Annotated in this window: 22 protein-coding genes and 1 tRNA gene; 11 read left to right on the top strand and 12 right to left on the bottom strand. The window is 61.2% G+C overall.

What is annotated here, in order from left to right:
* Positions 1-234 precede the first annotated feature (234 nt).
* Positions 235-1,740, top strand: a complete 1,506-nt coding sequence (gene lysS, locus WKI89_RS05630; RefSeq protein ID WP_337868195.1) for a lysine--tRNA ligase — start codon at positions 235-237, stop codon at positions 1,738-1,740.
* Between the two features lie 312 nt (positions 1,741-2,052).
* Here lysS and hypF read toward each other — a convergent pair whose 3' ends face one another.
* The 3 genes from hypF to hypA form a co-directional block, all read right to left on the bottom strand.
* Positions 2,053-4,338: a carbamoyltransferase HypF gene (gene hypF / locus WKI89_RS05625; RefSeq protein WP_337868194.1), complete on the bottom strand. Its 2,286-nt coding sequence runs from the start codon at positions 4,336-4,338 to the stop codon at positions 2,053-2,055.
* Between the two features lie 210 nt (positions 4,339-4,548).
* Positions 4,549-5,271 (bottom strand): hydrogenase nickel incorporation protein HypB, encoded by a 723-nt coding sequence (gene hypB, locus WKI89_RS05620; RefSeq protein WP_337868193.1) that lies wholly within the window; start codon positions 5,269-5,271, stop codon positions 4,549-4,551.
* Positions 5,272-5,281: 10 nt separating this feature from the next.
* Positions 5,282-5,629 (bottom strand): hydrogenase maturation nickel metallochaperone HypA, encoded by a 348-nt coding sequence (gene hypA / locus WKI89_RS05615; protein WP_337868192.1) that lies wholly within the window; start codon positions 5,627-5,629, stop codon positions 5,282-5,284.
* Positions 5,630-6,153: 524 nt separating this feature from the next.
* Here hypA and WKI89_RS05610 point away from each other — a divergent pair.
* Positions 6,154-6,239 (top strand) — tRNA-Leu (locus tag WKI89_RS05610).
* 9 nt (positions 6,240-6,248) lie between these two features.
* Here the strand turns inward: WKI89_RS05610 and WKI89_RS05605 are convergent.
* Entirely contained in the window at positions 6,249-7,478 is a 1,230-nt protein-coding gene (locus tag WKI89_RS05605; RefSeq protein WP_337868191.1) for an aminopeptidase, read from the bottom strand.
* A 250-nt stretch (positions 7,479-7,728) separates the two neighbouring features.
* Between WKI89_RS05605 and trpB the strand changes: the two genes are divergently transcribed.
* From trpB to WKI89_RS05585, 4 genes are read left to right on the top strand one after another with little or no spacing between them, the layout of a single operon-like run.
* Entirely contained in the window at positions 7,729-8,949 is a 1,221-nt protein-coding gene (gene trpB, locus WKI89_RS05600; protein ID WP_337868190.1) for a tryptophan synthase subunit beta, read from the top strand.
* Positions 8,946-9,737, top strand: a complete 792-nt coding sequence (trpA, locus tag WKI89_RS05595; protein ID WP_337868189.1) for a tryptophan synthase subunit alpha — start codon at positions 8,946-8,948, stop codon at positions 9,735-9,737. The genes trpB and trpA overlap by 4 nt, the downstream gene beginning before the upstream one ends.
* Before the next feature lie 10 nt (positions 9,738-9,747).
* Positions 9,748-10,608 (top strand): site-specific DNA-methyltransferase, encoded by an 861-nt coding sequence (locus WKI89_RS05590; RefSeq protein WP_337868188.1) that lies wholly within the window; start codon positions 9,748-9,750, stop codon positions 10,606-10,608.
* Positions 10,577-11,431, top strand: a complete 855-nt coding sequence (locus WKI89_RS05585) for an MBL fold metallo-hydrolase (protein ID WP_337868187.1) — start codon at positions 10,577-10,579, stop codon at positions 11,429-11,431. Before WKI89_RS05590 ends, WKI89_RS05585 begins: the two co-directional genes overlap by 32 nt.
* Before the next feature lie 217 nt (positions 11,432-11,648).
* On the opposite strand, the gene paaZ is transcribed toward WKI89_RS05585, so the two are convergent.
* The 7 genes from paaZ to WKI89_RS05550 form a co-directional block, all read right to left on the bottom strand.
* Positions 11,649-13,703: a phenylacetic acid degradation bifunctional protein PaaZ gene (gene paaZ, locus WKI89_RS05580; RefSeq protein ID WP_337868186.1), complete on the bottom strand. Its 2,055-nt coding sequence runs from the start codon at positions 13,701-13,703 to the stop codon at positions 11,649-11,651.
* Between the two features lie 84 nt (positions 13,704-13,787).
* A complete protein-coding gene (locus tag WKI89_RS05575) occupies positions 13,788-14,786 on the bottom strand; it encodes an alpha-ketoacid dehydrogenase subunit beta (RefSeq protein ID WP_337868185.1) in 999 nt (332 codons plus the stop codon).
* Positions 14,783-15,817, bottom strand: a complete 1,035-nt coding sequence (gene pdhA / locus WKI89_RS05570; protein WP_337868184.1) for a pyruvate dehydrogenase (acetyl-transferring) E1 component subunit alpha — start codon at positions 15,815-15,817, stop codon at positions 14,783-14,785. Before pdhA ends, WKI89_RS05575 begins: the two co-directional genes overlap by 4 nt.
* Positions 15,818-15,961: 144 nt before the next feature.
* On the bottom strand, positions 15,962-17,089 hold the full coding sequence (locus tag WKI89_RS05565) for an aminotransferase class I/II-fold pyridoxal phosphate-dependent enzyme (RefSeq protein ID WP_337868269.1): 1,128 nt from the start codon (positions 17,087-17,089) through the stop codon (positions 15,962-15,964).
* A gap of 33 nt (positions 17,090-17,122) precedes the next feature.
* Positions 17,123-17,437, bottom strand: a complete 315-nt coding sequence (locus WKI89_RS05560) for an MliC family protein (RefSeq protein WP_337868183.1) — start codon at positions 17,435-17,437, stop codon at positions 17,123-17,125.
* 12 nt (positions 17,438-17,449) lie between these two features.
* On the bottom strand, positions 17,450-18,196 hold the full coding sequence (tpiA, locus tag WKI89_RS05555; RefSeq protein ID WP_337868182.1) for a triose-phosphate isomerase: 747 nt from the start codon (positions 18,194-18,196) through the stop codon (positions 17,450-17,452).
* Positions 18,197-18,383: 187 nt separating this feature from the next.
* A complete protein-coding gene (locus WKI89_RS05550) occupies positions 18,384-18,899 on the bottom strand; it encodes a hypothetical protein (protein ID WP_337868181.1) in 516 nt (171 codons plus the stop codon).
* A 231-nt stretch (positions 18,900-19,130) separates the two neighbouring features.
* Here WKI89_RS05550 and WKI89_RS05545 point away from each other — a divergent pair, with 231 nt between their 5' ends.
* The 5 genes from WKI89_RS05545 (at position 19,131) to WKI89_RS05525 (ending at position 24,729) form a co-directional block, all read left to right on the top strand.
* Positions 19,131-19,823, top strand: coding sequence for a DUF4405 domain-containing protein (locus tag WKI89_RS05545; RefSeq protein WP_337868180.1), 693 nt, complete (start codon positions 19,131-19,133; stop codon positions 19,821-19,823).
* A gap of 338 nt (positions 19,824-20,161) precedes the next feature.
* Positions 20,162-20,878 carry a hypothetical protein gene (locus WKI89_RS05540; protein ID WP_337868179.1) on the top strand — a complete coding sequence of 239 codons (717 nt, stop codon included), beginning with the start codon at positions 20,162-20,164 and terminating at the stop codon, positions 20,876-20,878.
* A 180-nt stretch (positions 20,879-21,058) separates the two neighbouring features.
* Entirely contained in the window at positions 21,059-21,745 is a 687-nt protein-coding gene (locus WKI89_RS05535; RefSeq protein ID WP_337868178.1) for a response regulator transcription factor, read from the top strand.
* Between the two features lie 37 nt (positions 21,746-21,782).
* Positions 21,783-22,901 (top strand): ATP-binding protein, encoded by a 1,119-nt coding sequence (locus WKI89_RS05530; RefSeq protein WP_337868177.1) that lies wholly within the window; start codon positions 21,783-21,785, stop codon positions 22,899-22,901.
* A gap of 166 nt (positions 22,902-23,067) precedes the next feature.
* Positions 23,068-24,729, top strand: coding sequence for an acyl-CoA carboxylase subunit beta (locus WKI89_RS05525; RefSeq protein WP_337868176.1), 1,662 nt, complete (start codon positions 23,068-23,070; stop codon positions 24,727-24,729).
* A 6-nt stretch (positions 24,730-24,735) separates the two neighbouring features.
* Here WKI89_RS05525 and WKI89_RS05520 read toward each other — a convergent pair whose 3' ends face one another.
* Positions 24,736-25,035, bottom strand: a complete 300-nt coding sequence (locus tag WKI89_RS05520; protein ID WP_337868175.1) for a muconolactone Delta-isomerase family protein — start codon at positions 25,033-25,035, stop codon at positions 24,736-24,738.
* Positions 25,036-25,422 lie beyond the last annotated feature (387 nt).

The raw sequence follows: 25,422 nt of genomic DNA, 5'->3' as shown, positions 1-25,422 counted from the left end.
CTCGAGCGCCGTCCGCTTTCGGCGCTCTTTTTATAATCCACGAATGCAAACTCAACGTAAAGCACTGCACTGCAATCCAGTTCCCGGACCGACACCGGATCGCTGAAAGCGGCGAGTCAAAACGTTCTTTTGCTCACCGGCCCTGGCCTGCTACCCTTGCATCAAGCCGCCCTCGCCCCTAGACTCTAGACGCTAGCTGGGAACGTCGTAAGGCGCTCGGCTCTGGACACACCTATGCCTGAATACAGCGAACAGACCCAACAACGCCTAGCCAACCGCGAAGCCCTGGTCGAGGCTGGATTCGAGCGGTTCCCCTACCGCTACCCCAAGACCCACGACGCAGCAGAGATTTTGCAGGCCCATGCCAGTGCCGGGCCGCAAGAAGAATGGCCCCATGAAACGGTGCGGATCGCGGGCCGCATCATGACCTTCCGCCACATGGGCAAGGCCAGCTTTGCCCATGTACAAGACGCTTCGGGCCGGATTCAGCTCTACTTAGCCCGCGACCTTACCGAGCACTACGACCTGATCAAGAAGCTCGACATTGGCGACATTGTGGGCATCGAGGGCACGGTTTTCACCACCAAGACCGGCGAAATTACCGTTAAGGTCAAGGAGTTCGTGCCCCTGGTCAAGTCACTGCACCCTTTGCCCGACAAGTGGCACGGTATCAAGGACATCGAGACCCGCTACCGCCAACGCTACCTCGACCTGATCCAAAACCCCGAGGTACGCGAAGTTTTCCGCACCCGCAGCCGCCTGGTGCGCTACATCCGCGACTACTTCGACCGCCAGGGGTTCCTGGAGGTTGAAGGCCCCACCCTCCAGGCCATTGCCGGCGGCACCGAGGCTAAGCCCTTCAAAACCTTCCACAACGCCCTCGACCACGAGTTCAACCTGCGTATCGCCCTCGAGCTGCACCTCAAGCGCCTGCTCGTAGGCGGCTTCGAGAAGGTCTTCGAGATTGGCCGTAACTACCGCAACGAGGGCATCTCGGTCAAGCACAACCCCGAGTTCACCATGCTGGAAGCCTACTGGGCCTATGCCGACTACAACGACATGATGGCCCTGATCGAAGACCTGCTCTCGGGGCTGGTGCTGCACCTGCACGGTAGCACCCAGGTGCAGTACGGTGAACACCTGATAGACTTTGCCAAGCCCTTCAAGCGCATAGATTTTGTCACCACCCTCAAAGAGCGAGCCGGGCTGGACTTCGACCCCACCGACTTAGAACGCCTGCGGGCCTGGGCCGACGCGCATCATCCCGAGCTGCGGGCGGTGCCCAGCTACAAGCTCCTGGACAAACTCTTTGGCCATTATGTGGAACACACCCTGATCAACCCCACCTACGTGGTAGACGTTCCACTGGCCATTAGCCCACTGGTCAAGCGCCACCGCGACCCCAGTAAGGCCAACCTCACCGAGCGCGCCGACCTGTTTGTGGCCGGTTTCGAGATTTCCCCCATCTACTCCGAACTCAACGACGCCCTCGACCAGCGCGCCCGCTTCGAGGAGCAGGCGGCCCGCCGCGAGGCCGGCGACGACGAGGAACCCGAAATTGACGAAGACTTCTTGCTGGCCCTCGAGTACGGTATGCCCCCCGCCGCCGGTATGGGCCTGGGCATAGACCGGCTGACCATGATTCTGACCAACCAGGAAAGCATCCGCGATGTGATTCTGTTTCCCCTGCTCAAGCCGCGCAAAGAGGCAGAACCCGAGGAGTCCAGCGACGAAGAGTAGGCTGGGTTTAATCCTCACTCGAGCCGAAGCTCGAGTGATACGCATTTCGGCAGTATCGTTCACTTCGGCAAGCCTAAACGATACTACCGAAATGCTTTTCTACTCCCTTCGGTCGGCTTGAATCCTTCACCTTTGACTCCGTCCAACGGTGAAGGATTCAAGCGGAAACGGTATGAGGATTGAAACGTGAGCATGAATAAACGCTTGTGGGTTAGGGAGGGGAACCCACAAGCGTTATGGGGATGCCCACATGAGTGGGTTGGAGTATTTGTATCACTGGCGAATGCCTTTTGGTAGGGAATAAAGTCCTCCTCAGGCGTAATCCAGGGCCAGCGCCAACTGCCCCAGGGCAATTCCACCGTCGCCGGGGGGTACAGTCTTGTTCCAGTACACCTCAAAGCCCAAAGCGCGCAATGCGGAAAGGGTTAGGTTGTGCAGAAAACGGTTTTGCCACACCCCACCCGAGAGGGCTACAGCTTGTGGGCCGTGTTGCTCGCGGATGTGCAGGGCCATTTGGGCCACTCCTGTAGCCAGTGCAAGGTGAAAGTGCCAGGCTATTTGTTCTTTGGGTAGCCCGGCTCGAAGATCGGCCAGAACGGCCTCGAGCAGCGGGCGGTAGTCCCACTCGAGGAGCTTAGCGGGGCGGATTTCCAGCGAATAACGCGCTTGGGACTCGTGCCTAACCCTGCGGGCGAGGCGCTCGAGCCACATGGCGGCCTGCCCCTCGAAGTCTTGGTGCGTGTGGAAGCCCAGCAGTGCGGCTACGGTGTCGAACAAGCGGCCCATGCTGCTGGTGGAGGCGATGGGTAGCTTGGATTCCAGCATCTTGCGCCCAAGCTCAACCGTGCGCTGGGGCAGATAAACCTCCCAGTGGCAGAGCTCCCGCAGAAATCCGATTGCGGCCTGGGCCGGCAGCCCTGCGGCGGCGTCTCCGCCCAGCAGTGGTGCATAGCGCAGATGGGCCACACGCTGTAGCCCGCCTCGAAGCGAGCCGAGCATGACCTCACCCCCCCAGATGGCCCCATCCTCACCGAGTCCGGCCCCGTCGAAGGCAAAACCCAGCACCTCCTTGTGCCATAGCTGGTGCTCGGCCAGCACCGAGGCAATGTGGGCCCGGTGGTGCTGTACTGCCAGCTTTGGGCCGGGTAGTTCGGCGGCATAAAGGCTCGAGGGGTAGTTGGGGTGTAGGTCGTGGACAATCAGGGTTTCATCCAGGTTCACCTGGTACATCTGGGTTAGGTCGTGGATGGTCTCCTGAAAGGCCAGGCGGGCTTCCAGTTCTTCCAGATCGCCAAGGTGCTGACTGACCAAGACCAGGCCGCCAGTTGAGAGGGCAATGCTGTTTTTGAGCATGGCCCCAAGGGCCAGAACCGGATTTGTAAAGTGCTCGGACTGCAGGACCGGGGCGGGTGCAAAGCCTCGAGCGCGCCGCAACAGGAAGGGCTTTTCGTCGGCCAGGGCAGCAATCGAGTCGTCTACCCGGCGGGCGATGGGACGCTCGCCTACCAGGTAATAGTCGGCCAGCCCGGACAGCCTGCCGAGGTCCTCGTCGCGGTAGACCATCGGCTCACCCGAGCGGTTGGCGCTGGTCATGACCAGGAGGGGCGGGGCGCCCTCGGCAAAAAGCAGGTGTTGCAGGGGTGTGTAGGGTAGCATCACCCCCAGGTCGGGGCTGCCGGGCGCCAGCGATTCGGGGAGCGGCACGGGGCCTTTGGGCAGCAGCACGATGGGGCGCTCGAGGCTCTGCAATAGTTGCTGAGCAGCACCGTCTAGCTCCACGTAACCCTGAAGGGCCTCGAGGTCGCGGGCCATCAGAGCCAGCGGCTTGAAGCGGCGCTTCTTGCGGGTGCGCAAGCGCTCTACGGCCCCGGCGTGGGTGGCATCGCAGGCCAAATGATAGCCACCCAGCCCCTTGATGGCCAGAATCTGGCCCTCCCGCAAAAGCAGGGCTGCTTGCACGATGGCCGGGTATTGTGAAGCAACGGGTTGTAACTGCGCATCCCAAAGGTGAACCACAGGGCCACACACCGGGCAGGCGATGGGCTGGGCGTGAAAGCGCCGGTCGAGGGGGTCGTGGTACTCGCGGGCGCAGTCGGCGCACATCGCAAAGGCCCGCATGGTGGTGTGGGGGCGGTCGTAGGGGAGTTGCTCGATGATGGAGTAGCGCGGGCCGCAGTGGGTGCAGTTGATGAAGGGGTAGCGGTAGCGGCGGTTGCTGGGGTCGAACAACTCGCGCAAGCAGTCGGGGCAGAGGGTCAGGTCGGGGGAGATCAGGGTGGTGATAGAACCGCTGGCCTCGCTCTCCAGAATGGCGAAACCTTCGGGCAAGCTTCCGGTGCGCTGCTGCAATACCTCGATGTGCTCGATCCTGGCGGCGGGAGGGGCTTCCTCGCGGATGGCCCGGACAAACTGGGCCAGCACCTCGGGCGGGCCCGCGGCCTCGATCAGTACGCCCTCGAGGTCGTTGCGCACCCAACCCGATAACCCCAACTGTTGGGCCAGCCGAAAAATAAACGGGCGAAACCCCACGCCCTGCACCACGCCGCGCACCCGCAAGCGCAGGGTCTCCGGCTGGAGAGGGCTGGTTGAATGGTTCATATCGTTGGTCGGGCTCGGGCTTGCAGGTATCCGGAAATGCGTAAAAGATGCAACGTCAGGCGAGTAACCCCGGCATTTCGCGTAGTTTGCCGGGAAGCCGGGTTGGGCACGGTTGGGGAGTTCGCCTCCATCGCGGGAAGGACAGGTGTTGAGCAACTGGGGCTCGAGGGTTTATGCAGGGTTTTCTGCTGTCCTAGCGTGGCTGACGGGCTATGGCACACCCCGCCCCAACAGCTCGAACAGATACCGATACCAGTCTTGCATGCCCGCCCCACTTTTGGCCGAGACCTCCAGCACCCTGGCCTGGGGTGTTACCAGGCGCAGGTTCTCCAGGGCCAGGCTGCGGTCGAAGCCCAGCACCTCGGCCACGTCGCACTTGGTGACGAGAACCAGGCTGGCTTCCTTGAAGATGCGGGGGTATTTGAGCGGTTTATCCTCGCCCTCGGTCGTGGAGAAGAGCACCACTTTGGCGTTCTCGCCCAGGTCGTAGGCGGCTGGGCAGACCAGGTTCCCCACGTTTTCGATGAAGAGCAGGTCCAGTGCTTCGAGATTCAGGGCCTCGAGGGCCCGCGCGACCATGACGGCCTCGAGGTGGCAGAAGGTTCCGGTCTGAATCTGCACCGCCGTGGCCCCGCCCACTCGCAAGCGCTGGGCATCGTTATCGGTGGCGAGGTCGCCCACGATCACTGCCATCTTCAGTTCGTCTCCTAGTTCCAGCAGCGTGCGCGAGAGCAGCGTGGTCTTGCCCGACCCTGGTGAAGAAAGCACGTTCAGGGCCTTGACCTTGGCGGCCCCTAGGCGCTTGCGGTTGTCAGCGGCGTACTGGTTATTGAGGTCCATCAGGCCTTTTTCAACGTGGATGCGCCGCCCGCGTTCCTCGGCATTCTCAGCCAGCACCGATAATCCGATTGCGATTTCCTTGACCTCGGCCATGCTGCCTCCCTCAGACCACTTCCAGGTATTCCACTTCCAACTCCTGCCCCTGCCGCAGCGTGGCGCTGGGTTCGTTGCAGAGCGGGCACAGGGCGATGCCAAATGGGTTATCTACCTCAAATTCTACATTGCACCCTTTGCAAAACGACACCGGCGGCACCCAGTTCACCGCCAGACGGGCCTTTTCGGCCAGCGTGCCTTGTTTGGCGGCCTCGAAAACGAACTCGAGGGCCGATTTCTCCACCCCGCTCAGAGCGCCCACTTTGAGACCAATCAGGCGGATGGCGCGGGCCCCTTCACGACGGGCATACGCCTCGGCGATCTCGAGGATGCGCTGCACCAAACCCAGTTCATGCACGGTTGACCCCCGGTGTGGCCGATAAAACGCGGCGTAAAGCAAACCTAGCTCTAAGGTAGTTTTACGCCGGGAAGAAGAGCGTTGTCAGTGCCAATTGTCCCACACCACAGCAAACGGCGCGAAGCCGTACTGATACCGTTTCCGCTTGAATCCTTCACCGCCATGCGTAGTCAAAGGTGAAGGATTCAAGCCGACCGAAGGGAGTAGAAAAGCATTTCGGCAGTATCGTTTAGACTTTCAAAAGTGAACGATACTGCCGGAATGCGTATGACTGGCTGCCCTCGAGCGCGGGAACATCTGGTGGCAGTTCCGCAACCTAATGGGCTCGGCCGCCTATACGCTCGATAAAACCAGGAAGCGATTTGGGTTAGGAAGATTGGCCGTAAGCCGCTGGGGGTCTCCTTGAAAAGCGGCATAGCCACCGCCAGGAGACTAGCCGCGGTTCTGGCGTGCACGGGTTCCTGACTCGACCAAAACCCCAGTTGGTCAAAACGCGCTTAGGAGATAAACTAGAGCTTGTGCCTGCCGGGATGGCGGAATGGTAGACGCTACGGACTTAAAATCCGTTGCCCGCAAGGGCGTGTGGGTTCGAGTCCCATTCCCGGCACCAACCCGCAATTCAAACCCATTCCCCGCCGCGCATGAGCGGCTCGGCCTGCCCCGAGGCGGTAATGCCGTCCACGTCCATCTCGCTCGAGCCGATCATCCAGTCAATGTGAATGAGGCTGCGGTTGGCCCCTTTGGCCTCGAGCTCTTCGGGGCTTAGCTGGCTGCCGCCCTGGATGCACTCGCTGTAGGCCTGGCCCAGGGCGATGTGGCTGGCGGCGTTCTCGTCGAAGAGGGTGTTGTAAAACAGCAGACCGCTTTGCGAGATGGGGGAGGCGTGCGGCACCAGGGCCACCTCACCCAGGCTGCGGGCTCCTTCGTCGGTTTGCAGCACCCGGTTCAGCACGTCGGCCCCGCTTTTGGCGGTGGCCTCCACCACGCGGCCCTTTTCAAAGCGCACCTCGATCTCCTCGAGCAGACTCCCCAGATAAGAAAGCGGCTTGGTGCTGCGCACCACACCCTCGATGCGGTCTTTGTGGGGTGCGGTGAAGACCTCCTCGGTGGGGATGTTGGGGTTGCAGACCACGCCGTTTTTGGCCTGAACAGCCCCACCGGCCCAGAGGTGATCCTCGGCCAGACCCACCAACAGGTCGGTGCCGGGGCCTTTGAAGTGCAGGGCGTGGTAGCGCTTCTGGTTCAGGTAGGCCACGCGCTCGGCCAGGCGTTGGTTGTGGGCTTTCCAGGCGGCCACGGGGTCGGGTGTATCGAGCCTCGAGGCCTTGAAAATAGCCTCCCATAACTGTCGGACGGCCTCTTGTTCGGGCAGTCCGGGAAACACCGCGCGGGCCCAGGCCGGTTGCGGGTAGGCCACAATGCTCCAGTTGATGTGGTGGGTGGTGATGAGCTCCATGACCCGCCGGTAGGCCAGGGAGCGGGCCCGGTTGGCCCGGGCCACCTTCTCGGGGGGCTGGCCCCCCAGCAGGTTGGGGTCGCTGCCAGCGATGTGCAGGCGGGCTGCTCCAGCCTGAAAGGCCTCGGCCATGCCGTTATAGAGCCACCGGGGTGCTTTGTCGAAGGAGGCCTCGGGGGCGTGCTGGAAGCGCAGCAGGTGGGCGTCGTCGTCGTCGTAGAGCACGCTGACCAGGGGGCTCCCGGCCTTGTAGGCATACTCGGTGATTTTCCGCACCAGCGGTACGGCCTCGATGGGGGCGGTAATCAGCAGCTCCTGGCCCTCCTGGAGGCCCAGCCCCACGTGCACGGCCACTTTGGCGAGTGAATCGAGATAGTGTTCGTAAAGTTCCATCGCGCACCTACTCTAACACCCAGACCTGCTTGCAGAAAGCGCTCTTTGCAACCTTGACGGAAGCCCCCGGGCTTGCTACCCTTTGGGCAGATGCGACCCCGCACCCCCCGCAGCTACAAGTGGCACCACCAGCGCTGGTGGCGTCGCCCGGCCTGAGCGCGGCGGGCCTTTCCCACGCGTTTGGGCTTACCTCGAGGTCACGGCCTCGAGCTTTTCTTTTGACACCCACCCAAATTTTTGCGAGGAACCTATGCAGCTACCCAGCTACCCTTTACCCGACCCCCGGGGCCGCTACGGTGAGTTTGGCGGGCGCTACGTGCCCGAGACCCTGATCCCGGCCCTGGAAGAACTCACCGAGGCCTACCTCCACTACAAACAAGACCCCGAGTTCCTGGCCGAGTACGCCTACTACCTGCGCGAGTACGTGGGCCGGCCCAGCCCCCTCTACTTCGCCGAGAACCTGACCCGGCACCTGGGCGGGGCCAAGATCTACCTCAAACGCGAAGACCTGAACCACACCGGGGCCCACAAAATCAACAACACCCTGGGCCAGGCCCTGCTGTGCAAGCGCATGGGCAAGAAGCGGGTGATCGCCGAGACCGGCGCGGGCCAGCACGGCGTCTCGGTGGCCACGGTGGCGGCCCTGATGGGCCTGGAGTGCGTGGTGTACCAGGGGGCCGAGGACGTGCGGCGGCAGGCCCTGAACGTCTTTCGCATGAAGCTCCTGGGGGCCGAGGTGCGCCCCGTGGAGAGCGGCACCCGCACCCTCAAGGACGCCACCAACGAGGCCATCCGTGACTGGGTGACCAACGTGTGCGACAGCTTTTACATCATCGGTTCGGTGGTGGGGCCGCACCCCTACCCGGCCATGGCCCGCGACTTCCAGAGCGTGGTGGGCGAGGAGATTAAGGCCCAGCTCCTGGAGAAAGAGGGCCGCGAGAACCCGGATGTAATCCTGGCCTGCGTGGGTGGAGGCTCCAACGCCATTGGGGTGTTTGCGCCGTTTGCCTACCAGGAGAACCGGCCCCGGCTGATTGGCGTGGAGGCCGCCGGCCACGGCCAAGCCTCGGGCCTGCACAGCCTGAGCATCGGGGCGGGCCGGAAGGGGGTGCTGCACGGGGCCAAGATGTACCTGCTCTACGACGACGACGGCCAGATTCTGCCGGCCCACTCGGTCTCGGCGGGCCTCGATTACCCCGGTGTGGGCCCCGAACACAGCTACTACGCCGAGCAGGGCCTGGCCGAGTACGTGGGCATCAGCGACGAGGAGGCCCTCGAGGGCTTCCAGTTGCTGTGCCGCCTGGAAGGGATTATCCCGGCCCTGGAGTCGGCCCATGCCATCGCCTACGCGGCCAAGCTGGCCCCGGAGATGGAGCCCGAGCAGATCGTGGTCATCAACCTCTCGGGCCGGGGTGACAAGGACGTGGTGGAGGTGATGCGGCTGATGGAGGCCAAAGGAGGTGCGGCATGACCACCCGCGAAGCCTTCGCCAGGGCCAAAGCCGAGGGACGGGCGGCCCTGATTCCTTACGTGATGGCCGGTTACCCCAGCCGCGGGCGCGACCTGGAAATCGTGGAGCAGGTGCTGCCCTATGCCGATCTGCTCGAGGTGGGCCTGCCCTACTCCGACCCCCTAGGCGACGGGCCGGTGATCCAGCGGGCCTCCGAGCAAGCCCTGCGGCAGGGGCTGCGGGTGGCCGAGGTGGCCAGGTTCGTGCGGGAGATCCGGGCCCGAACCGACAAGCCCCTCTTTCTGATGACCTACATCAACCCGGTGCTGGCGGTGGGCCCGGCGGCCTTCTTTCAGATGTTCAAGGAGGCCGGGGCCAGCGGCCTGATTCTGCCCGACCTGCCCCCCGACGAAGACCCCAGGCTGGTGTCGCTGGCCCAGCGGGCGGGCCTCGAGACCACCTTCCTGCTGGCCCCCACATCCACCGAGGCCCGCATCCAGGCTGTCACCCCTCACTGCACCGGCTTTGTCTACACCGTCTCGGTGGCCGGGGTGACCGGCGCGCGGGATCGGCTGCCGGAGGGCCTGCCCGAGCTGGTGCAGCGCATCAAGCGCTTCACCGACGTACCGGTGGCGATTGGCTTTGGCATCTCCAACCGGGCCACTGCCCAACAAGCGGCCCAGGCCGCCGATGGGGCGGTGATTGCCAGCGCCCTGATCCGGGCGCTGGAGGAGGGGCGGGGCCTGGCGGAGGTGCTGAGCGAGGTGCGGGCGGGCCTGCAGGGTGCGGTCGGCCAGTTCATGGGCTAGAATCGGGCCGATGCGGCGCATTGTGCAGGCGGAGTGTCTGGATTACATCCGCACCTTACCCGAGGCCTCGTTCCCGCTCATCTACCTCGACCCACCCTTCAACACCCGCAAAACCCAGCAACGGCGCCGCATACGTGCAGTGGCCGACGAACAGGGTTTGCGTCGCGGCTTTGGGGGTAAGCGCTACCGCACCAAGGCCCTCGAGGCCCCCGTCTACCCCGACCGGTACGACGACTTCGTGGAGTTCCTGCGCCCCCGGCTCGAGCAAGCCCATCGGCTGCTCACCCCGAACGGTTCGCTATTTGTGCACCTGGACTACCGCGAGGTGCACTACGTGAAGGTGCTCCTGGATCAGATCTTTGGCCGCAAGAGCTTCATCAACGAGATCATCTGGGCCTACGACTACGGCGGCCGCTCCAAGAACCGCTGGCCGGCCAAGCACGACACCCTCCTCTGGTACGCCAAGCACCCGCAAAAGTACACCTTTAACTACGAGGCCATTGACCGCATCCCCTACCTGGCCCCCAAGATGGCCGGGCCGGAGAAGGCCTCGAGGGGTAAAACCCCCACCGACGTCTGGTGGATGACCATCGTACCCACCTCCTCCAAGGAGAAGACCGGCTACCCCACTCAAAAACCCCTCAAACTGCTGGAGCGCATCGTGCGGGTGCATTCCAACCCCGGCGAGGTGGTGCTGGATTTCTTCGCTGGCTCCGGCACCACCGGCGAGGCGGCGGCCCGCCATGGACGGGGGTTTTTGCTGGTGGATCAGAGCCCGGATGCAGTCGCTGTCATGCAGCGTAGACTGGCGGCCTTCGAACCTGAGATAATCATCTCCAATGCGCCCCATCCTGTACCACAAGCTCGGTAACTTCGACCTCTGGATTCTGAGCGACGGCGAGCTGTGGCTGGATGGCGGCTCAATGTTTGGCATCGTGCCCAGGAGCCTGTGGTTGAAGCTGGTGACCCCAGACGAACAGAACCGCATCCGCCTGGGCCTGAACCCTTTGCTGGTGCGTGCGGGTGGGCACTGGGTGCTCATCGAGACTGGTATTGATCGCAAACCCGGCGAGAAGTTCCGTCGCCTCTACGGCCTGAGCGAGACCAACCCGCTGCTGGATCAGCTGGCGCTGCTGGGTGTGCAGCCGCAGGACATCTCGCTGGTGGTGCACACCCACCTGCACTTCGACCACGCCGGGCTCAACACCCGTCTGGTGGAGGGGCGGCTCCTGCCCACCTTTCCCAAGGCCCGTCACATCGTGCAAAAGCAGGAGCTGGAGAACGCTTTGCACCCCCACGAGCGCAGCCAGGCCAGCTACCGCATAGAAAACGTGGAGCCCCTGGCCGAGCAGGGGCGTTTTGAGGTGGTGGAGGGCGAGGCTGAGCTGCTGCCCGGCCTGTGGGTGCTGCCGGCGCCGGGCCACACCCTGGGGATGCAGGTGGTGGAGCTGGCCTCGGAGGGGCAGCGGCTGGCCTACACCGGCGACCTGGTGGCCCTGCGGGTGCAGACGCCGCTCCTCTACATCCCGGCCTTCGACCTCTATCCCATGACCACCCTCGAGACCCGCAAAAAGCTCTACGCGCGCTGGCTCGAGGGCGGCTACCTGCTCTGCTTCACCCACGAGCCGGGGCCGCCCCTGGGCCGGCTGGTGCGGGGCGAGAAGGGCTATCAGGCCGAGGTTGTGGAATTGTAAAGCAGTTCTGTTTGTGGGTGATCCAAAAAGCAGCGGGTGATACCGTTTCCGCTTGAATCCTTCACCGTTGGACGTGATTCAAGCCGACCGAAGGGAGTAGAAAAGCATTTCGGTGGTATCGTTTAGGCTTGTCAAAGTGAGCGATACTACCGAAATGCGTATGAGACCCTCGGACGCGCCTCGTGGCGCGGCAAGTGAAGGGCGTGTTTAGCGCCCTTCAAGCGCAGGGATTGGTATAAGCTGCGGGCTTGCGCGCTACCAGGGTCAGGATGTCGTAGAGGGCTACGGTCTTGCCCTCCTGGTTGAAGATCTCCACCGCCCAGGTCACCACCCCAGTGGGCCGCTCGCCGGGTTTGGGGTCTTTGGCGCTTTTCGACTTGACCGTGAGGCGGGCCTGGATGGTATCGCCGATGCCCACCGGCTCGATAAACCGCAGGTGCTCGAGGCCGTAGTTGGCCAGCACCGGCCCCGGCGCCGGGCTCACAAACAAACCCGCCGCCGCCGAGATCAGGAAGTAGCCGTGGGCCACCCGCTTCCCAAAGATCGAGTCTCTGGCCCCAATCTCGTCCACGTGGGCATAGAAGTAGTCGCCGGTGAGGTTGGCGAAGTTCACAATGTCGGCCTCGGTCACGGTGCGGCGGTGGGTGAGCAGGCTCTCGCCGATCTCCAGGTCTTCAAAGTACTTGCGGAAGGGGTGCACCACATCCTCGCGCACCGCGGCCCCGCGCACGTACTCGTTGCTCAGGGCCATCAGGGTGGTGGGGTCGGCCTGCACCGCGCAGCGCTGGAGGTAGTGCTTGATGCCGCGCACCCCGCCTAACTCCTCGCCGGCCCCGGCCCGGCCCGGCCCGCCGTGCACCAGCAGCGGCAGGGGAGAGCCGTGGCCGGTGGACTCCTGGGCGTTTTCGCGGTTGAGGATGAGCATGCGCCCGTGATGGGTGGCGCAGCCGAAGAAGAGGGTGCGAGCCTCCTGCCGGTTGTAGCTCACGATGCTGCCCACCAGGCTGCCTTTGCCCCGGCGGGCCAGGGCGATGGCCTCGTCCAGGCCCTTGTAGGGCATCAGGGTGGCTACCGGGCCGAAAGGCTCGAGGTCGTGCGCCCCGCTCTCCCAGGGTTTGGGGCTGTAGAGCAGGGTGGGGGCCATAAAGCCGCCTTTTTCCCAGTCGCCGCCCAAAAGCTCGGGTGAACCCTGGAAGGCCACCTCGCAGCCTTCTCGCAGTTTCGCTACCACCGCCGCTACATCGTCGCGCTGGCTTGCCCCCACCAAGGGCCCCATGCCTACTTCCTCGCGGCTGGGATCGCCCAGCACTACTTTGGAAAGACGGTTGCTGAGTGCCTCCGCAACAGCCTCGACCTTGTCTGTGGGCACAATCACCCGGCGAATGGCGGTGCATTTTTGCCCCGCTTTTACGGTCATTTCGTTGGCAACTTCTTTTATAAATAGCTCAAACTCCTCGTCGCCTGGCGCCACGCTTTGCCCCAGAATCGAGCAGTTCAGGCTGTCGGCCTCCATGTTGAAGGGTACGGCGTTGGCTACCAGGCTGGGGTGTACCTTCAGCTTGCGCCCGGTGGCAGCCGAGCCGGTAAAGGTGACGCTGTCCTGCTCGTTAAGGTGCTCGAACAGGTCGCCGATGCCGCCGCAGATGAGTTGGATGGCCCCCTCCGGCAGAATTCCCGACTCGATCATGGCCCGGAAGACCGCCTCGGTCAGGTAGGCCGTCTGGGTGGCCGGCTTGACGATGGCCGGAACCCCGGCAATAAGGCCCGGGGCCAGCTTCTCCAGCATTCCCCAGACCGGGAAATTAAAAGCGTTGATGTGCACCGCCACGCCTTCTTTGGGTACCAGGATATGCCGCCCTAGGAAGGTGCCCTGCTTGGAAAGCGTCAGGGGGTCGTCCTCGGCTAGGAAGCGCTCGTTGGGTAGCTCGCGCCGGACCAGTGAGGAATAGCTAAAAAATGTGCCGATGCCGCCGTCAATGTCCACCCAAGCATCGCGGCGGGTGGTGCCGGTTTTGAAGGAGAGCTGGTAGAAATCCTCCTTACGTTCGGTGAGGTACTGGGCCAGGGCCCGCAGCATGGCGGCCCGCTCGTGGAAAGTGTAGCGCTGTAGATTGGGGCTGCCAACCCGGCGTGCGTGTTCGACCATAGCCGCAAAATCCAGCCCTTTACTGCTCACCAGAGCCACTGGCTGTCCATAGACCGCGTCAGCTACCAGGGTTCCATCATCCAAGCCCGGATGCCAAGCTCCGACCGCATAACTGCTGAGTTTCATGGCGGTTATTCTAACAAACGCTTGTTTGGACAGATACAGAAGAACACAGGTAATTGTCGCTCAGTTGGCTATGTGTTGCTTGTGTCAGTGCGTTAATACCCTGCGAACTGCGTCCAAGACCCGCTTGGCATCCGGGCGGTAGAAGTTCTCCACCGCGCTGAAGGGCGGATAGGGGGCGTCCCAGCCAGCGACGCGCAATATGGGGGCTTGCAGGTAGTCCAGGGCTTCCCCTGCGATGCGGGCGGCAACTTCTGCGCCAAAACCTCCGGTGCGCATGGCCTCGTAGACTACCACCGCCCGACCGGTTTTTTGCACTGAGGCCAGGATGGTTGGGGTATCGAGGGGTACCAGGGTCTCGATATCCACCACCTCGAGCTCCACCCCCTCCCGCGCGGCCACCTCGGCAGCCTTGAGGCAGACCTCCACCATGCCGCCGTAGCAAAGCAAGCTGGCAGCACTGCCTTCCCGTACCACCCGGGCTTTGCCAATGGGCAGGGTGTAGTAGCCCTCCGGTACCTCGGCCTTTACACCCCGGTAGAGCTTGATGGCTTCCAGGAAAAACACCGGGTCGGGGTCTTCGATGGCCGCCAGCAGCAGTCCTTTGGCCCGCTCGGGCGAGGAGGGGATCACCACCTTGACCCCCGGTACGTGGGCCAGGATGGCTTCCGGGCTGTCAGCGTGCTGCTCGGGGGTCTTGACGCCGCCGCCGTAGGGGGCGCGGATGACCATGGGAATGGTAAAGCGCCCACGGGTGCGGTGGCGCATACGCCCCACATGCGAGAGGATTTGATCCAGGGCTGGATACAAAAACCCGGCAAACTGAATTTCGGCTACAGGACGCAATCCAGCCATCGCCAGGCCGATGCCAAACCCCACGATGCCGCTCTCGGCCAAAGGCGTATCGAAAACTCGTTTCTCCCCGTACTTTTGCATCAGGCCATCCGAGGCCCGGAACACCCCCCCCATGGTGCCCACGTCCTCGCCAAAGAGCACCACCCGGGGGTCTTTGGCCAGGGCCAGATCCAGGGCTTCGTTGATGGCCTGTACGTTGTTGAGAACGCGGGTTTCGCGCTCGGCAATCATGGCTCACCTCGCAGGTAGTTCCAGGCGGCTTGCTGATCGGGGTGCATCTCGGCGTAGACTTGCTCCACAATTTCCCAGGGCTTGGGCTCGGGAGCCTGGTCGGCTTCGTCCACCGCAGCCAGAAATTCACCCTCGAGTTCCTCGGTCAGCTCGGCCTCCTTCGCTTGGTTCCACAGCCCTAGATGCTCCAGGTAGCCTTTCATCCGCGCAATTGGGTCGCGGCCCAGCCAACGTGCGGTTTCTTCCTCGGTGCGGTAACGTCCGGGGTCGTCGGAGGAGGTATGCGGGGCCACTCGGTAGGTCACTGCCTCGATCAGCGTGGGGCCTTCGCCACGGCGGGCGCGCTCGACGGCCTGCTTGGCCACGCTCCACACCGCCACCAGATCGTTGCCATCTACTACCACCCCCGGTATTCCATATCCCTGCGCTTTGAGGGCGATGCGCTGCACTTTCATTTGTTTTTGGGTGGGAACGCTGATGGCCCAACCGTTGTTTTGCACCACCACCAGCAAGGGTGCATCAAACACCGAGGCAAAGTTCAGCCCCTCGTGGAAATCCCCTTCAGAAGTGCCACCGTCTCCGATGAAGACCGCTGCCACCGCGTCACTGCCCTTGAGGCGTTCGGCATAGGCCAGCCCAGCCGCCTGGGGCATCTGGGTCGCGATGGGGATATAAAACTGAATCATGTTCACATCGTCTGGGATACACCACCCGGCCGGGTCGGCCCGCCAGCTCAAAATAAGCCTAGAAAGCGGCATACCGAAGGTGATGGCCGCCGCCGTCTCGCGGTAGCTGGGGCAGAGCCAGTCTTTGCGGGCCTCCAAGCAAAGTGCGACTCCCACCTGGGCCGCCTCCTGCCCACGAAAAGGCGGGTAGACCCCCAGCCGGCCCTGCCGCTGCAACACCAAGGCCCGCTCATCGAAGTGCCTGGCTCGGCGCAAGGCCCGATAACCCCTGAGCAACTCCTCGTTGCTAAAAGGGACTTCCCGCAACGGTTTGCCCGTATCGTCGAGGTATTGAACTGTCTCCACGCAATTCAGTCTAGCCGAACATAGGTTAGCCGTATGGGTTATGCGTTTGATGTTATACAGACATTTTTCACGAGCGGCATATCGTGAACGATGGTACGAACTTAACAAATTTGCGCAATCCCGAGGCAGGCTGGGCGAAATATTCTATCGTAGGGCTAGACGTTTTAGATAGGCCTCGAGGCGCTCGAGGGCCTGTTCGATTTCGCTGGCGGTTTTACAAAAAGCAAAACGAAATAATCCATCGGGGGCCGGGTTGTGCAAATAAAAAGCCGAGCCAGGAATGATAGCTACTTTGCACTCTTGCACCAGGGTCTCGGCCTCGAGCTCGGGCAAAATTGCGGTCAAAAAGTAGGTTCCGGCAGGGGAGAAGGTATTTAGCCCAAGGGATTGGAGCCCTTGTTCCAGCAAATCCTTGCGCTTGCTGTAGCTTTCGCGCAGGTGCTGGTAGAAGCCCTCCTTACGGGCTATTGGCAGCGCCTCGGCCACGGCAGCTTGCAGGGGGGCCGCCGAGCAAAAACTGCTCCACTGGCGCATACCTGCCACCTGCGGAGCCAAGGCATGGGGTGTGATAATCCAGCCGATGCGCCAGCCGGTGGCTTCTAGGCGCTTGCCCGCCGAGCCCACCGTAAAGACCCGTTCGGGTGCGAGTTCACGTAGCTTGACGGGTGGAGTGGCGAAGTATAGTTCGTCGTAAACTTCGTCGCTGATAATCCACAGGTCGTGCTTACGGGCCAGAGTCACAATCTGTTCGGCCTCGGTACGCGAGAGAACCGAGCCGGTAGGGTTGTAAGGGTTGGTGAGCAGGATGGCCTGGGTACGTACCGAAATGGCCCGCTCCAATGCCGGTAGATCTACCTCCCAGCGGTCGGTGAGACGCATCGGCACCATCACAGGTTCTGCGCCGGCCATGCGGGTCTGAGGTATATACACGTCAAAATAAGGCTCAAACATGACGACTTCATCGCCTTGGCCGTAGAGTGATTCGGCCAGCGCATGCAATGCCTCGGTGCCCCCAGCCGTCACCACCACGTTTTCCGGGGCTACGCCCAGGTCTTCTGCGATGGCCTCACGCAGTTTGGCTAGGCCAATCGGTGGGGTGTACTGGTCTACGGTTCCGATAGCCCGCCGGGCGGCCTCGAGCAAAAAAGCCGGTGGGGGGTTGGACGGGAAGCCCTGCCCTAGATTAATGGCCCCATGTTGTGCGGCCAGGCGGCTCATATGGGAGAAGACACTTTCTTTGGAAAGCTGGGTACGGGGGTGGAGGGTTGCCATCATCTACCTCGAGCCTGCCAATGTAAACCGGCATCAGCGAACAGGTCGACAACCTTGCGCCAGCATCTTCCCGGTGCGCTCACTCATCAAAAAGGCTTCCTCAGTGCTTCCTGAGCCCTTGGTCCACCAGGAAGCTCGTCCATCGGAATATTTCACCCCAGAGGCTGCCACCACTTGAAACAGCGGCCCATAGGTCTGGTTATTGAACACCACGCCTACCCGGTCGAAGTTGTTTTGGTAGACGGCCCGAATCTGCACACCCCCGGCACAGCGGTAGGTGCGTTGCACCACATCGGCTGTCTGGGCTAGGGCATTGAGCGAAAAAAACAACATGATCCAAGCACGCATAGTTTCTCCTGGTCAGGCCGTGAGCAGTTTCAAGTAGTCCTCGAGCTTCAAACTAGCGCCCCCCACCAACCCACCATCAATGTTGGGCTGGGCAAAGAGTGCAGCGGCGTTGTCGGGCTTGACCGAACCGCCGTAGAGTATGCGCATCTCGTCGGCGAAGCCCGCGCCATAGCGGGCCATCAGCCAGCCGCGAATTGCGCGGTGCATGGCTTCGGCATCCTCGGGGGTAGCGGTCTTGCCGGTGCCGATGGCCCAAACGGGCTCATAGGCAATGACCAATTGTGCTGCCGAAGAGGGATTTATACCCTCTAGACTTCCTTCTAGCTGCTTTAAGGTGTGTTCAACATGGCTGCCCACTTCACGGATTTCAAGTGGCTCGCCCACGCACAGGATGGGGGTGATACCTTGCTCCAGAAGGCGCTTGGCTTTTTCGGCTACCAGCGCGTCCGTTTCGGCGTGGTAGCTGCGTCGTTCGGAGTGCCCCACGATGGTGTATTTGCAGGCTAGGTCAGCCAGCATTTTTGCTGAAACCTCGCCAGTGTAGGCCCCTTCGCTATGGGCCGAGGTATCCTGCGCGCCCCAGTACACCCCGTGCCCCTCGAGGACTTCCGCGGCATAGGGTAGATGGGTGAAGGATACCAGCAGGGCCGGTTCGGCCTGGGTCTGGGGTAGTTTGGCGATTAGGTCGCGGAACCACATCCGGGCTTCGGAGGGGGTTTTGTACATTTTCCAGTTGCCAGCTACGAGTCGCTTGCGCATAGATGCCTCAATCATACGGCACAAACGGTACAATCAACCCTTCCAGAATCCCTGGGTTTTCTGGCATTCATGCACCCGCGCAGCCCGCTAAAGGTCGTCCTTTCTCCTCCCAATGCCCTCTACACCCCATAGGTGCTAGCTTGAAACTCCCATAACCAGTAATGGCCATTCGGGTAGCGCATCAATCTTAGCGGATGCGCTTCTCAATCGAGGCAAAGAGTTTGGCAAAATCCTTTCCCAGCTCTGTTTTGGAGTTGGTCATTGGGTTGAATGGCCCGCCTTCGGCGTAGCTCAGAAACTGCGCACGGTTGGCCCCAGGCGAACCACCCTCACTACCAGGGACGCGCTGGGCAGCAATTTGCACGAGTTGTTTGCGCTGTTCTAGGTTTAGAACAGCCTGTACCCGGGATAGGATTTTTTGGGCGATATCGTTGGTAAGCCGTTTAGCCGCTTTTATCTCCTGCAGGATGGGGAAGAGTTGTTTGGCTTGTTCTTTGCTCAAGGCCAGCTTGGGGTATTTTTCCTCGAGGGTCAGAATATCGCTCAGATAACGTCCTAGGTCGAAAACAGACTCGGTGGCGGCTCGAGCCGCCTGGATTTTGCTGGCCTCGTCGGTCTGGGCCTGCCCCAAATTGAAGAATGCCAGGAGCACAAAGAGCATTGGGATGAAGCTCTTACCCAAGAAAAACTGAGCTTTGCGCATATATACCTCCAGTTGTTGGCCGGATCAGGGCTTGCCTGCTCCAGAGGGCCACAAACAAGTTCAGATTTCGACAAAAAAGGTGAAGCGAGGAGAAATAAATGATGAATGTTTGGTATACGCGCCGCTGGGATATGTCCTGGTGAGGGCAAACAATACGTATACCGAAAATTTACCAAAGCTTTGCCCTGGCTTTACTGCGGTGGATGCATAGTAAGCCTCGAGGTGGTCAAGATGACTAGCGCAAACAGCAACCCAAAGGTTCGGCAAGGGAAGTTTTACTTCCGGAACTTCATCTCCCTGTTTTTGGTTAGCTCGGTGCTATTGGAGTTTATTTCGGGGTTGACTCTTTACTTCGCCCCATCGGGTCGGGTGGCCCAGACCATGAGTTGGGAGTTGTTGTGGCTCAACAAAACCCAGTGGGAGGCCATTCACACGGTGTTTGGTTTGCTTTGGATTCCCATCCTGGCTACCCACATCGTGTTCAACTGGCGGCCCATTCTTTCGTACCTGAAAAACCGCTCGACCAAAACCTTTGCCTTCAAGCGTGAACTGCTGGTAGCCCTGCTTTTGACCGTATTCTTCGCCCTGGGCTCACTTTATAACTGGCCGCCCGTGAAACAGGTGATGGATCTGAGCGAGAGCATGTCGAGTTTCTGGGAGAACCGGGGCCGCAGCGCGGGTTACTTCATTCCTGAAGAGACCGAGGTGCATCCCGAAACCGCTGCCGCAGCGCCATCCACATCCCAAACTGGGTCTGTGGTCAACCCGCCTGCGGAAGCAGCTACATCCTCTGAAGTTAGCACCAAGCGGGGCTTTGGCAAGTACACGGTGAAATCCTGGGCCGACGAGAACAAGGTTGAGTTACAGACAGCGCTAAAACGATTGGCGGATCAAGGGATTGTTACCAGCCCCGATGAGAGCTAGCTGGCCCTGTCGGGTCGCAGCGGCAAACTGCCCAGCGAGCTGGCCGCAATCATCATGGGTGAGTTCCCAACCCCTGCCCACTAAAGCCTGTCTGACTGTCTGAAAGCCCACGCTCGAGGTGGGCTTTCTGCTTGATGGAACACTGGCCGCGCGAGTGTGAGGTCGAAAACCGCTTTGCAGCAAACCGACCGCACTTTAAGTCCGATAAGACGCTGAAGTTTGAGTGATTTTTCTTCCGGTACGCTTGCTTGCAGCTATATCAAATATTCACCAAACCTTTGCTCTGTTTATATCTGCTGCGCGCTATGGTATGGGCGGAAAGAAAGGAGAGGAGCTTTATGTCCAAGAGAGTAGTTCTGATGACCTTGCTGACGGGGGTTTTGGCTTTGGGTTTTGCCCAATGGGGACTGGGTCCTAGGGTCAATACTGCCAACCTTTCGGCCCTTCTAAGCCCGCAAGCCAAAGAGGCCTTGCTGGAAGCTTTGACCGGGCCTGTAGGTGAGTATGCAGCCTACGCGACCTATGATGCCGTGATTCAAAAATACGGAGCCATTGAGCCTTACGTGAGCATCCGCGACTCCAAGGCCCAGCACATTGCGGCTTTGCAACGGCAGCTCGAGAAGTACGGCGTGGCGTATCCCACCACCAACCCTTACCTGGGGAAAATCAGCCTGCCCTCGAACCTCAAGGCGATTGCTGAAGCAGAGGCCAATACCGAGGTTGAGAATGCTGCCATGTACGACAAGCTGTTGGCGGCTGTAAGCGGTTACCCCGACCTCACTCGAGTATTCGAAAATCTTAAGCGGGCCTCGTTGGTGGCGCATCTTAACTTCTTCAAGGCGGCCGCCGAGCAGGGTGGTAGCCTGAGCGCCGAGCAGATGCAGACAGTGCGCTTGCAGGTCGAGTCACAGATGTGGGTGCAGGGTGCAGGCCGTGGACTGGGTGGCCCTAACTTCCAAAATACCCCGATGCAGGGGCGGTTTGGCGGAGCCGGCCCTGGTCAGTTTGGCAACAATCCGATGGGTGGCTGGCGGCAAGGCCCCAGATGGCGATAGGTGCGATTGACCCACCTCGAGCGGAGGCCCCTTACGAGGGGCTTCCGCCCATGTTATGGCGGTTTTGCTGCCAGAGCCAACAGCCAAATGAATGGCGAAGTACCCAGAAATGCGTCGGGCTGATGCTGTGACAAACATACTTTGGAAACGCTTAGTGACTGCAATACCATAAACATATCTATGGCCGGAGAACTGGTGTTGATTGTGGAGGATGAGCCTCGCATTGCCGATGTCCTCGAGCGCTACCTTCGGGCCGAGGGTTTCCGTACCGAGCGGGCAGCCAGCGGAAAGCGCGCGCTCGAGCTGTGGCGAGCGGCCCAGCCCGACCTGATCCTGATGGACCTGATGATTCCTGAGATGGATGGCTTGGAAGTTAGCAAGCGTATCCGCCGCGAATCGGAAGTACCCATCCTGATGGTCACTGCGCGGGCCGAGGATGTGGATCGGCTACTGGGACTGGAACTGGGGGCCGATGACTATATCGTCAAGCCCTTCAATCCCCGTGAGGTTGTCGCACGGGTCAGGGCGGTATTGCGTCGCAGCAAAGGCCAGATCAAACCACCCCAGCATTACCAGGTGGGGGGTTTGGAACTGAATCTCGAAGCCTTCCAGGCCCGATGCCAGGGGGAAACCTTGGCCCTTACGGCCACTCAGTTTCGCTTGCTGGCGGTTTTGGCCGCTCACCCAAACAAGGTTTTCACGCGGCTGGAGTTAATGGATGCGCTGGGCGATTCGGTTGCCGACGAACGCACGATCAATGTGCATATCAAGAACCTGCGCGAGCGGTTGGGTTCCTGCGGTGAGCAGCTCGAGACCGTGCGCGGGGTCGGCTATCGGCTTAGCGTCAGCGGCACGGGTGGGGTGTAGAGGGGTCCGGTGTGATTGATTGGGCTCGGAGACAACGATGAAACTGGTGGTTCGGCTGTCGCTGGCGTTCGCCTTGGTGGCTGGGGCCGCTGCTGGGCTCACAGGTTGGCTAGGGTATCAGCAGGCTCGAGACCATTTTCAACAATTTGTCGCGGGTAGCGAGACGGTTCGTAGCGGAACCCAGTTTCCAGGTGCAGTTCCCGGCCGTGGGCGACAGCTACTGCTGGCCCAACTACAGGAATCCAGCCTGCGTTCCACCCTAATTGCCTTGGTGGTGGCGCTGGGCGTGGGTACTTACTTGGCTTTTCGATTGGTACAGCCGGTCCAGGCGCTCACAGTGGCAACCCGTCGCTTTGGCCGGGGTGAGCGGAATGTTCGGGTAGCAGTTAAGGGCAAAGACGAGTTAGTGGAGCTGGGCAGGGCTTTCAACGATGTTGCTACCGAGCTGGCGGCTAAAGAGGAGCGCGAGCGGCAGATGGTGGCCGACATTGCCCACGAACTGCGCACCCCGCTCACGGTGCTTAAGGGCGACCTCGAGTCCATGTCGGACGGTTTGTTGGAAGCCTCGCCAGAGAACCTCCGCCGCCTGGTTGCGGAGGTGGATTTGCTAACCCGACTGGTGCAGGATTTGCGCACCCTCTCGCTCTCGGACCACGGCCAATTGGTACTTCGAACCAAGATGATTTCTCTAAACGATCTCGTGGAGGACGTACTGGCTAATTTTCAGGTCAGGGCCGAGACCCACGGGGTGCGGTTGGAAGCCAGCCTCGAGCCTGTGGCGCTCTCAGCCGACCCCGAGCGGTTGCAGCAGGTGCTGCACAACCTGCTGGACAATGCCCTGCGCCACACCCCATCTGAAGGGCGGGTTTCGGTACGGCTTGGTCGGAAGGGACACCTGGCGGTGCTCGAGGTTTGCGACAGCGGCGCTGGCATTGCCCCCGAGCACCTTCCCCACCTTTTTGAGCGGTTTTACCGGGTGGAGAGCTCGAGAATCCGTGAAGGCGGTGGGTCTGGTCTAGGACTGGCCATTGTTAAGGCACTGGTCGAAGCCCACGGAGGAAGCGTGGGCGTAGAAAACCGCGCAGAAGGTGGCGCCCGCTTCTGGATTTATCTCCCAGTTGATGTGCAGAAAAATAACAGCCAGCCAGCGCCCTAGTGTACCGTTGGCTAGCAGTGCTCATAACGACTTTACCAACAACTTTGGATTTCCAGCATTGCGCTGTGAAATCCAGGGCGCTTGAACCGAATTATGAACCATATGGCCCAGCCACCACACCTGACGGAATTACAGCCTACCGACAAAAAAACGGTAGACTTTGACTATGATTCAAAGCCACATCAGCCCCAAAGAGCGTGAATCAAGTGCTTTCAAGCAAAACAAAGATGCCTGGGTGCGGCTAATTGCCGATTTTCGCACCTCGCTGGAACAGGTGCGGCAGGGTGGGGGCCCCAAAGCGGTGGAGCGCCAGCACGCCAAGGGGCGCCTCACGGCCCGTGAGCGCATCGCGCGCCTGATTGACCCGGGAAGCGAGCTCGAGGAAATCCTGGGCTATGCAGGCTGGCAGATGTACCCCGACTGGGGGGGGGCGCCGGGCGGCGGGGTGGTGACCGCCATCGGCAAAATCGCCGGTCGGGACTGGATGATCATCGCCAACGATGCCACCGTGAAGGCCGGGGCCTTCTTCCCCATCACCGCCAAAAAGGTGATAAGGGCCCAGACCATCGCCCTCGAGAACCGCCTGCCCACGGTGTACCTGGTGGACTCGGCGGGGGTCTTTCTGCCCTTACAAGACGAAGTATTTCCCGACCAGGACGACTTTGGCCGCATTTTTTACCTCAACGCCCGCATGAGCGGGCTGGGCATCCCGCAAATTTCGGCCATTATGGGCAACTGCGTGGCCGGCGGGGCCTACCTGCCGCTCATGACCGACGTGCTGATCATGACCGAGGGCTCGGGGCTGTACCTGGCCGGGCCGGCCCTGGTCAAGGCGGCCATCGGGCAGGAGGTGGACTCGGAGGCGCTGGGCGGTGCGCGCATGCACGCCGAGGTCTCGGGCACGGTGGACTTCTACGAACCTGACGACGAAGCGGCCATCACTCGCATACGCGCCCTGGCCGCGCTGTACGCCCAGCCCACCCTGGCCCCCTGGGCGGCGGAGCGCAAAAGCGAGGTAGAGCCCTTTCACCCGCCCGAGGATCTGTACGGGCTGGTATCGCCCGACGGCAGCAAGCCCTACGACATCAACGAGCTGATCGCCCGGCTGGTGGATGGTTCGGAGTTCCACGAGTACAAGGCCAGTTACGGCCAGACTTTGGTGTGCGGGTATGCCCGGCTGGGCGGCTTCCCGGTAGGGATTGTGGCCAACCAGCGCCTCATCATTAAGAAGCCCGGCAAGATCGAGGTGGGGGGGGTGATTTATGCCGAGGCCGCTGATAAGGCAGCGCGCTTTATCCTCGAGGTCAACCAACGCTTCATCCCCCTGCTGTTTTTGATGGACGTGAGCGGATTTATGGTGGGCAAGGAGTCGGAGCAGCAGGGCATCATCCGGCGCGGGGCCAAGCTGGTGAATGCGGTCTCCAACTCGGTGGTGCCCAAGATTACCCTCATCACCGGGGGTTCGTTTGGCGCGGGCAACTACGCCATGGCTGGCAAAGCCTATGCCCCCCGCTTCATCTACGCCTGGCCCTCGGCCAAGTACGCGGTGATGAGCGGTAACGCCGCGGCCAAGACCCTGATGGAAATTGAACTCGCCAAGCTCGAGCGCGAAGGGCGCAAACCCAGCGAGGAAGACCTGGTTGAACTCTACGAGCGCATCAAGGCCCGCTACGAGGAGACCCTCGACCCGCGTTATGCCGCGGCCCGGCTCTGGGTGGACGAGGTCATCTTCCCCCACGAGACCCGCGAGCGCCTGATCCGGAGCCTCGAGGTCTGCGCCCTGAACCCCCATCGTGAGCAGATGCACGCAGGGGTGTTTCAGGTTTAGAGCGGATCAGCTTTCCTCAGGCTTGAATACGTGCGTGGGGGTGTCCATTTCGGCCAGGGGCAGCACCCCGTACTTTGCAAAGTTGTAGACGGGTGCCATGGCCAGCAGGCGCTCGAGTTCTTCGTTGGAGTCCACATCGTAGATCCAGGCTCCACCATGCTTGCCCACGATATGGTAGCGCCCGACCAGCTTGCCCTGATCGCGGATTTTTTGAGCGTACTCGGGCATTCGCATAATCACAGTGGCGAAATCGCCGCGCACTCTCGACAAGTCCAACTCCCACAACACCAGAAACTTCATTCCCATAGTGCCTCCAGATGCATCGTGGTTTTGGCCGTTCTAGCTCGCCGTTTGCCAGGAAAACCAAACCTTCTACTCCGGGAGTACAAGGTTCTTTCTGAAAACCGCTCCAACACCGTGATTACATTGTGCCGCTCTATGGAGCAGAGACCCTCGAGTGGGTAGGCATTAGCATTTCTTAATCTAGGTAGTTTTGGGTTTAGGATTGCTCCGGGTTTCCGCATTTATTGAGGTATACTTCCCGCGGGTAAAAGACCCAAAATATACCTTCGTGTGCTACCTGCAGTCTACCCTTCCACCCCCGCCATCCTGAGCAGAAGACGGCTGCGGATGAGGTTGTGCACCAGCAGAATCAGGTTCACCCGCGCCAGGAAACCTGCAAACGACCGGGCC

The organism is Meiothermus sp. (assembly GCF_037443965.1).
In the GTDB taxonomy this organism is placed as follows: domain Bacteria; phylum Deinococcota; class Deinococci; order Deinococcales; family Thermaceae; genus Meiothermus.
This window is presented reverse-complemented; position numbering and strand designations above follow the sequence as displayed.

Bases quoted from the DNA above. Each gene is read 5' to 3' on its own strand.
- lysS (WP_337868195.1), top strand. From the start codon at position 235: ATGCCTGAATACAGCGAACAGACCCAACAACGCCTAGCCAACCGCGAA.
- hypF (WP_337868194.1), bottom strand. From the start codon at position 4,338: ATGAACCATTCAACCAGCCCTCTCCAGCCGGAGACCCTGCGCTTGCGG.
- hypB (WP_337868193.1), bottom strand. From the start codon at position 5,271: ATGGCCGAGGTCAAGGAAATCGCAATCGGATTATCGGTGCTGGCTGAG.
- WKI89_RS05605 (WP_337868191.1), bottom strand. From the start codon at position 7,478: ATGGAACTTTACGAACACTATCTCGATTCACTCGCCAAAGTGGCCGTG.
- trpB (WP_337868190.1), top strand. From the start codon at position 7,729: ATGCAGCTACCCAGCTACCCTTTACCCGACCCCCGGGGCCGCTACGGT.
- trpA (WP_337868189.1), top strand. From the start codon at position 8,946: ATGACCACCCGCGAAGCCTTCGCCAGGGCCAAAGCCGAGGGACGGGCG.
- WKI89_RS05590 (WP_337868188.1), top strand. From the start codon at position 9,748: ATGCGGCGCATTGTGCAGGCGGAGTGTCTGGATTACATCCGCACCTTA.
- WKI89_RS05585 (WP_337868187.1), top strand. From the start codon at position 10,577: ATGCGCCCCATCCTGTACCACAAGCTCGGTAACTTCGACCTCTGGATT.
- paaZ (WP_337868186.1), bottom strand. From the start codon at position 13,703: ATGAAACTCAGCAGTTATGCGGTCGGAGCTTGGCATCCGGGCTTGGAT.
- WKI89_RS05575 (WP_337868185.1), bottom strand. From the start codon at position 14,786: ATGATTGCCGAGCGCGAAACCCGCGTTCTCAACAACGTACAGGCCATC.
- WKI89_RS05565 (WP_337868269.1), bottom strand. From the start codon at position 17,089: ATGGCAACCCTCCACCCCCGTACCCAGCTTTCCAAAGAAAGTGTCTTC.
- WKI89_RS05560 (WP_337868183.1), bottom strand. From the start codon at position 17,437: ATGCGTGCTTGGATCATGTTGTTTTTTTCGCTCAATGCCCTAGCCCAG.
- tpiA (WP_337868182.1), bottom strand. From the start codon at position 18,196: ATGCGCAAGCGACTCGTAGCTGGCAACTGGAAAATGTACAAAACCCCC.
- WKI89_RS05550 (WP_337868181.1), bottom strand. From the start codon at position 18,899: ATGCGCAAAGCTCAGTTTTTCTTGGGTAAGAGCTTCATCCCAATGCTC.
- WKI89_RS05545 (WP_337868180.1), top strand. From the start codon at position 19,131: ATGACTAGCGCAAACAGCAACCCAAAGGTTCGGCAAGGGAAGTTTTAC.
- WKI89_RS05540 (WP_337868179.1), top strand. From the start codon at position 20,162: ATGTCCAAGAGAGTAGTTCTGATGACCTTGCTGACGGGGGTTTTGGCT.
- WKI89_RS05535 (WP_337868178.1), top strand. From the start codon at position 21,059: ATGGCCGGAGAACTGGTGTTGATTGTGGAGGATGAGCCTCGCATTGCC.
- WKI89_RS05530 (WP_337868177.1), top strand. From the start codon at position 21,783: ATGAAACTGGTGGTTCGGCTGTCGCTGGCGTTCGCCTTGGTGGCTGGG.
- WKI89_RS05525 (WP_337868176.1), top strand. From the start codon at position 23,068: ATGATTCAAAGCCACATCAGCCCCAAAGAGCGTGAATCAAGTGCTTTC.
- WKI89_RS05520 (WP_337868175.1), bottom strand. From the start codon at position 25,035: ATGGGAATGAAGTTTCTGGTGTTGTGGGAGTTGGACTTGTCGAGAGTG.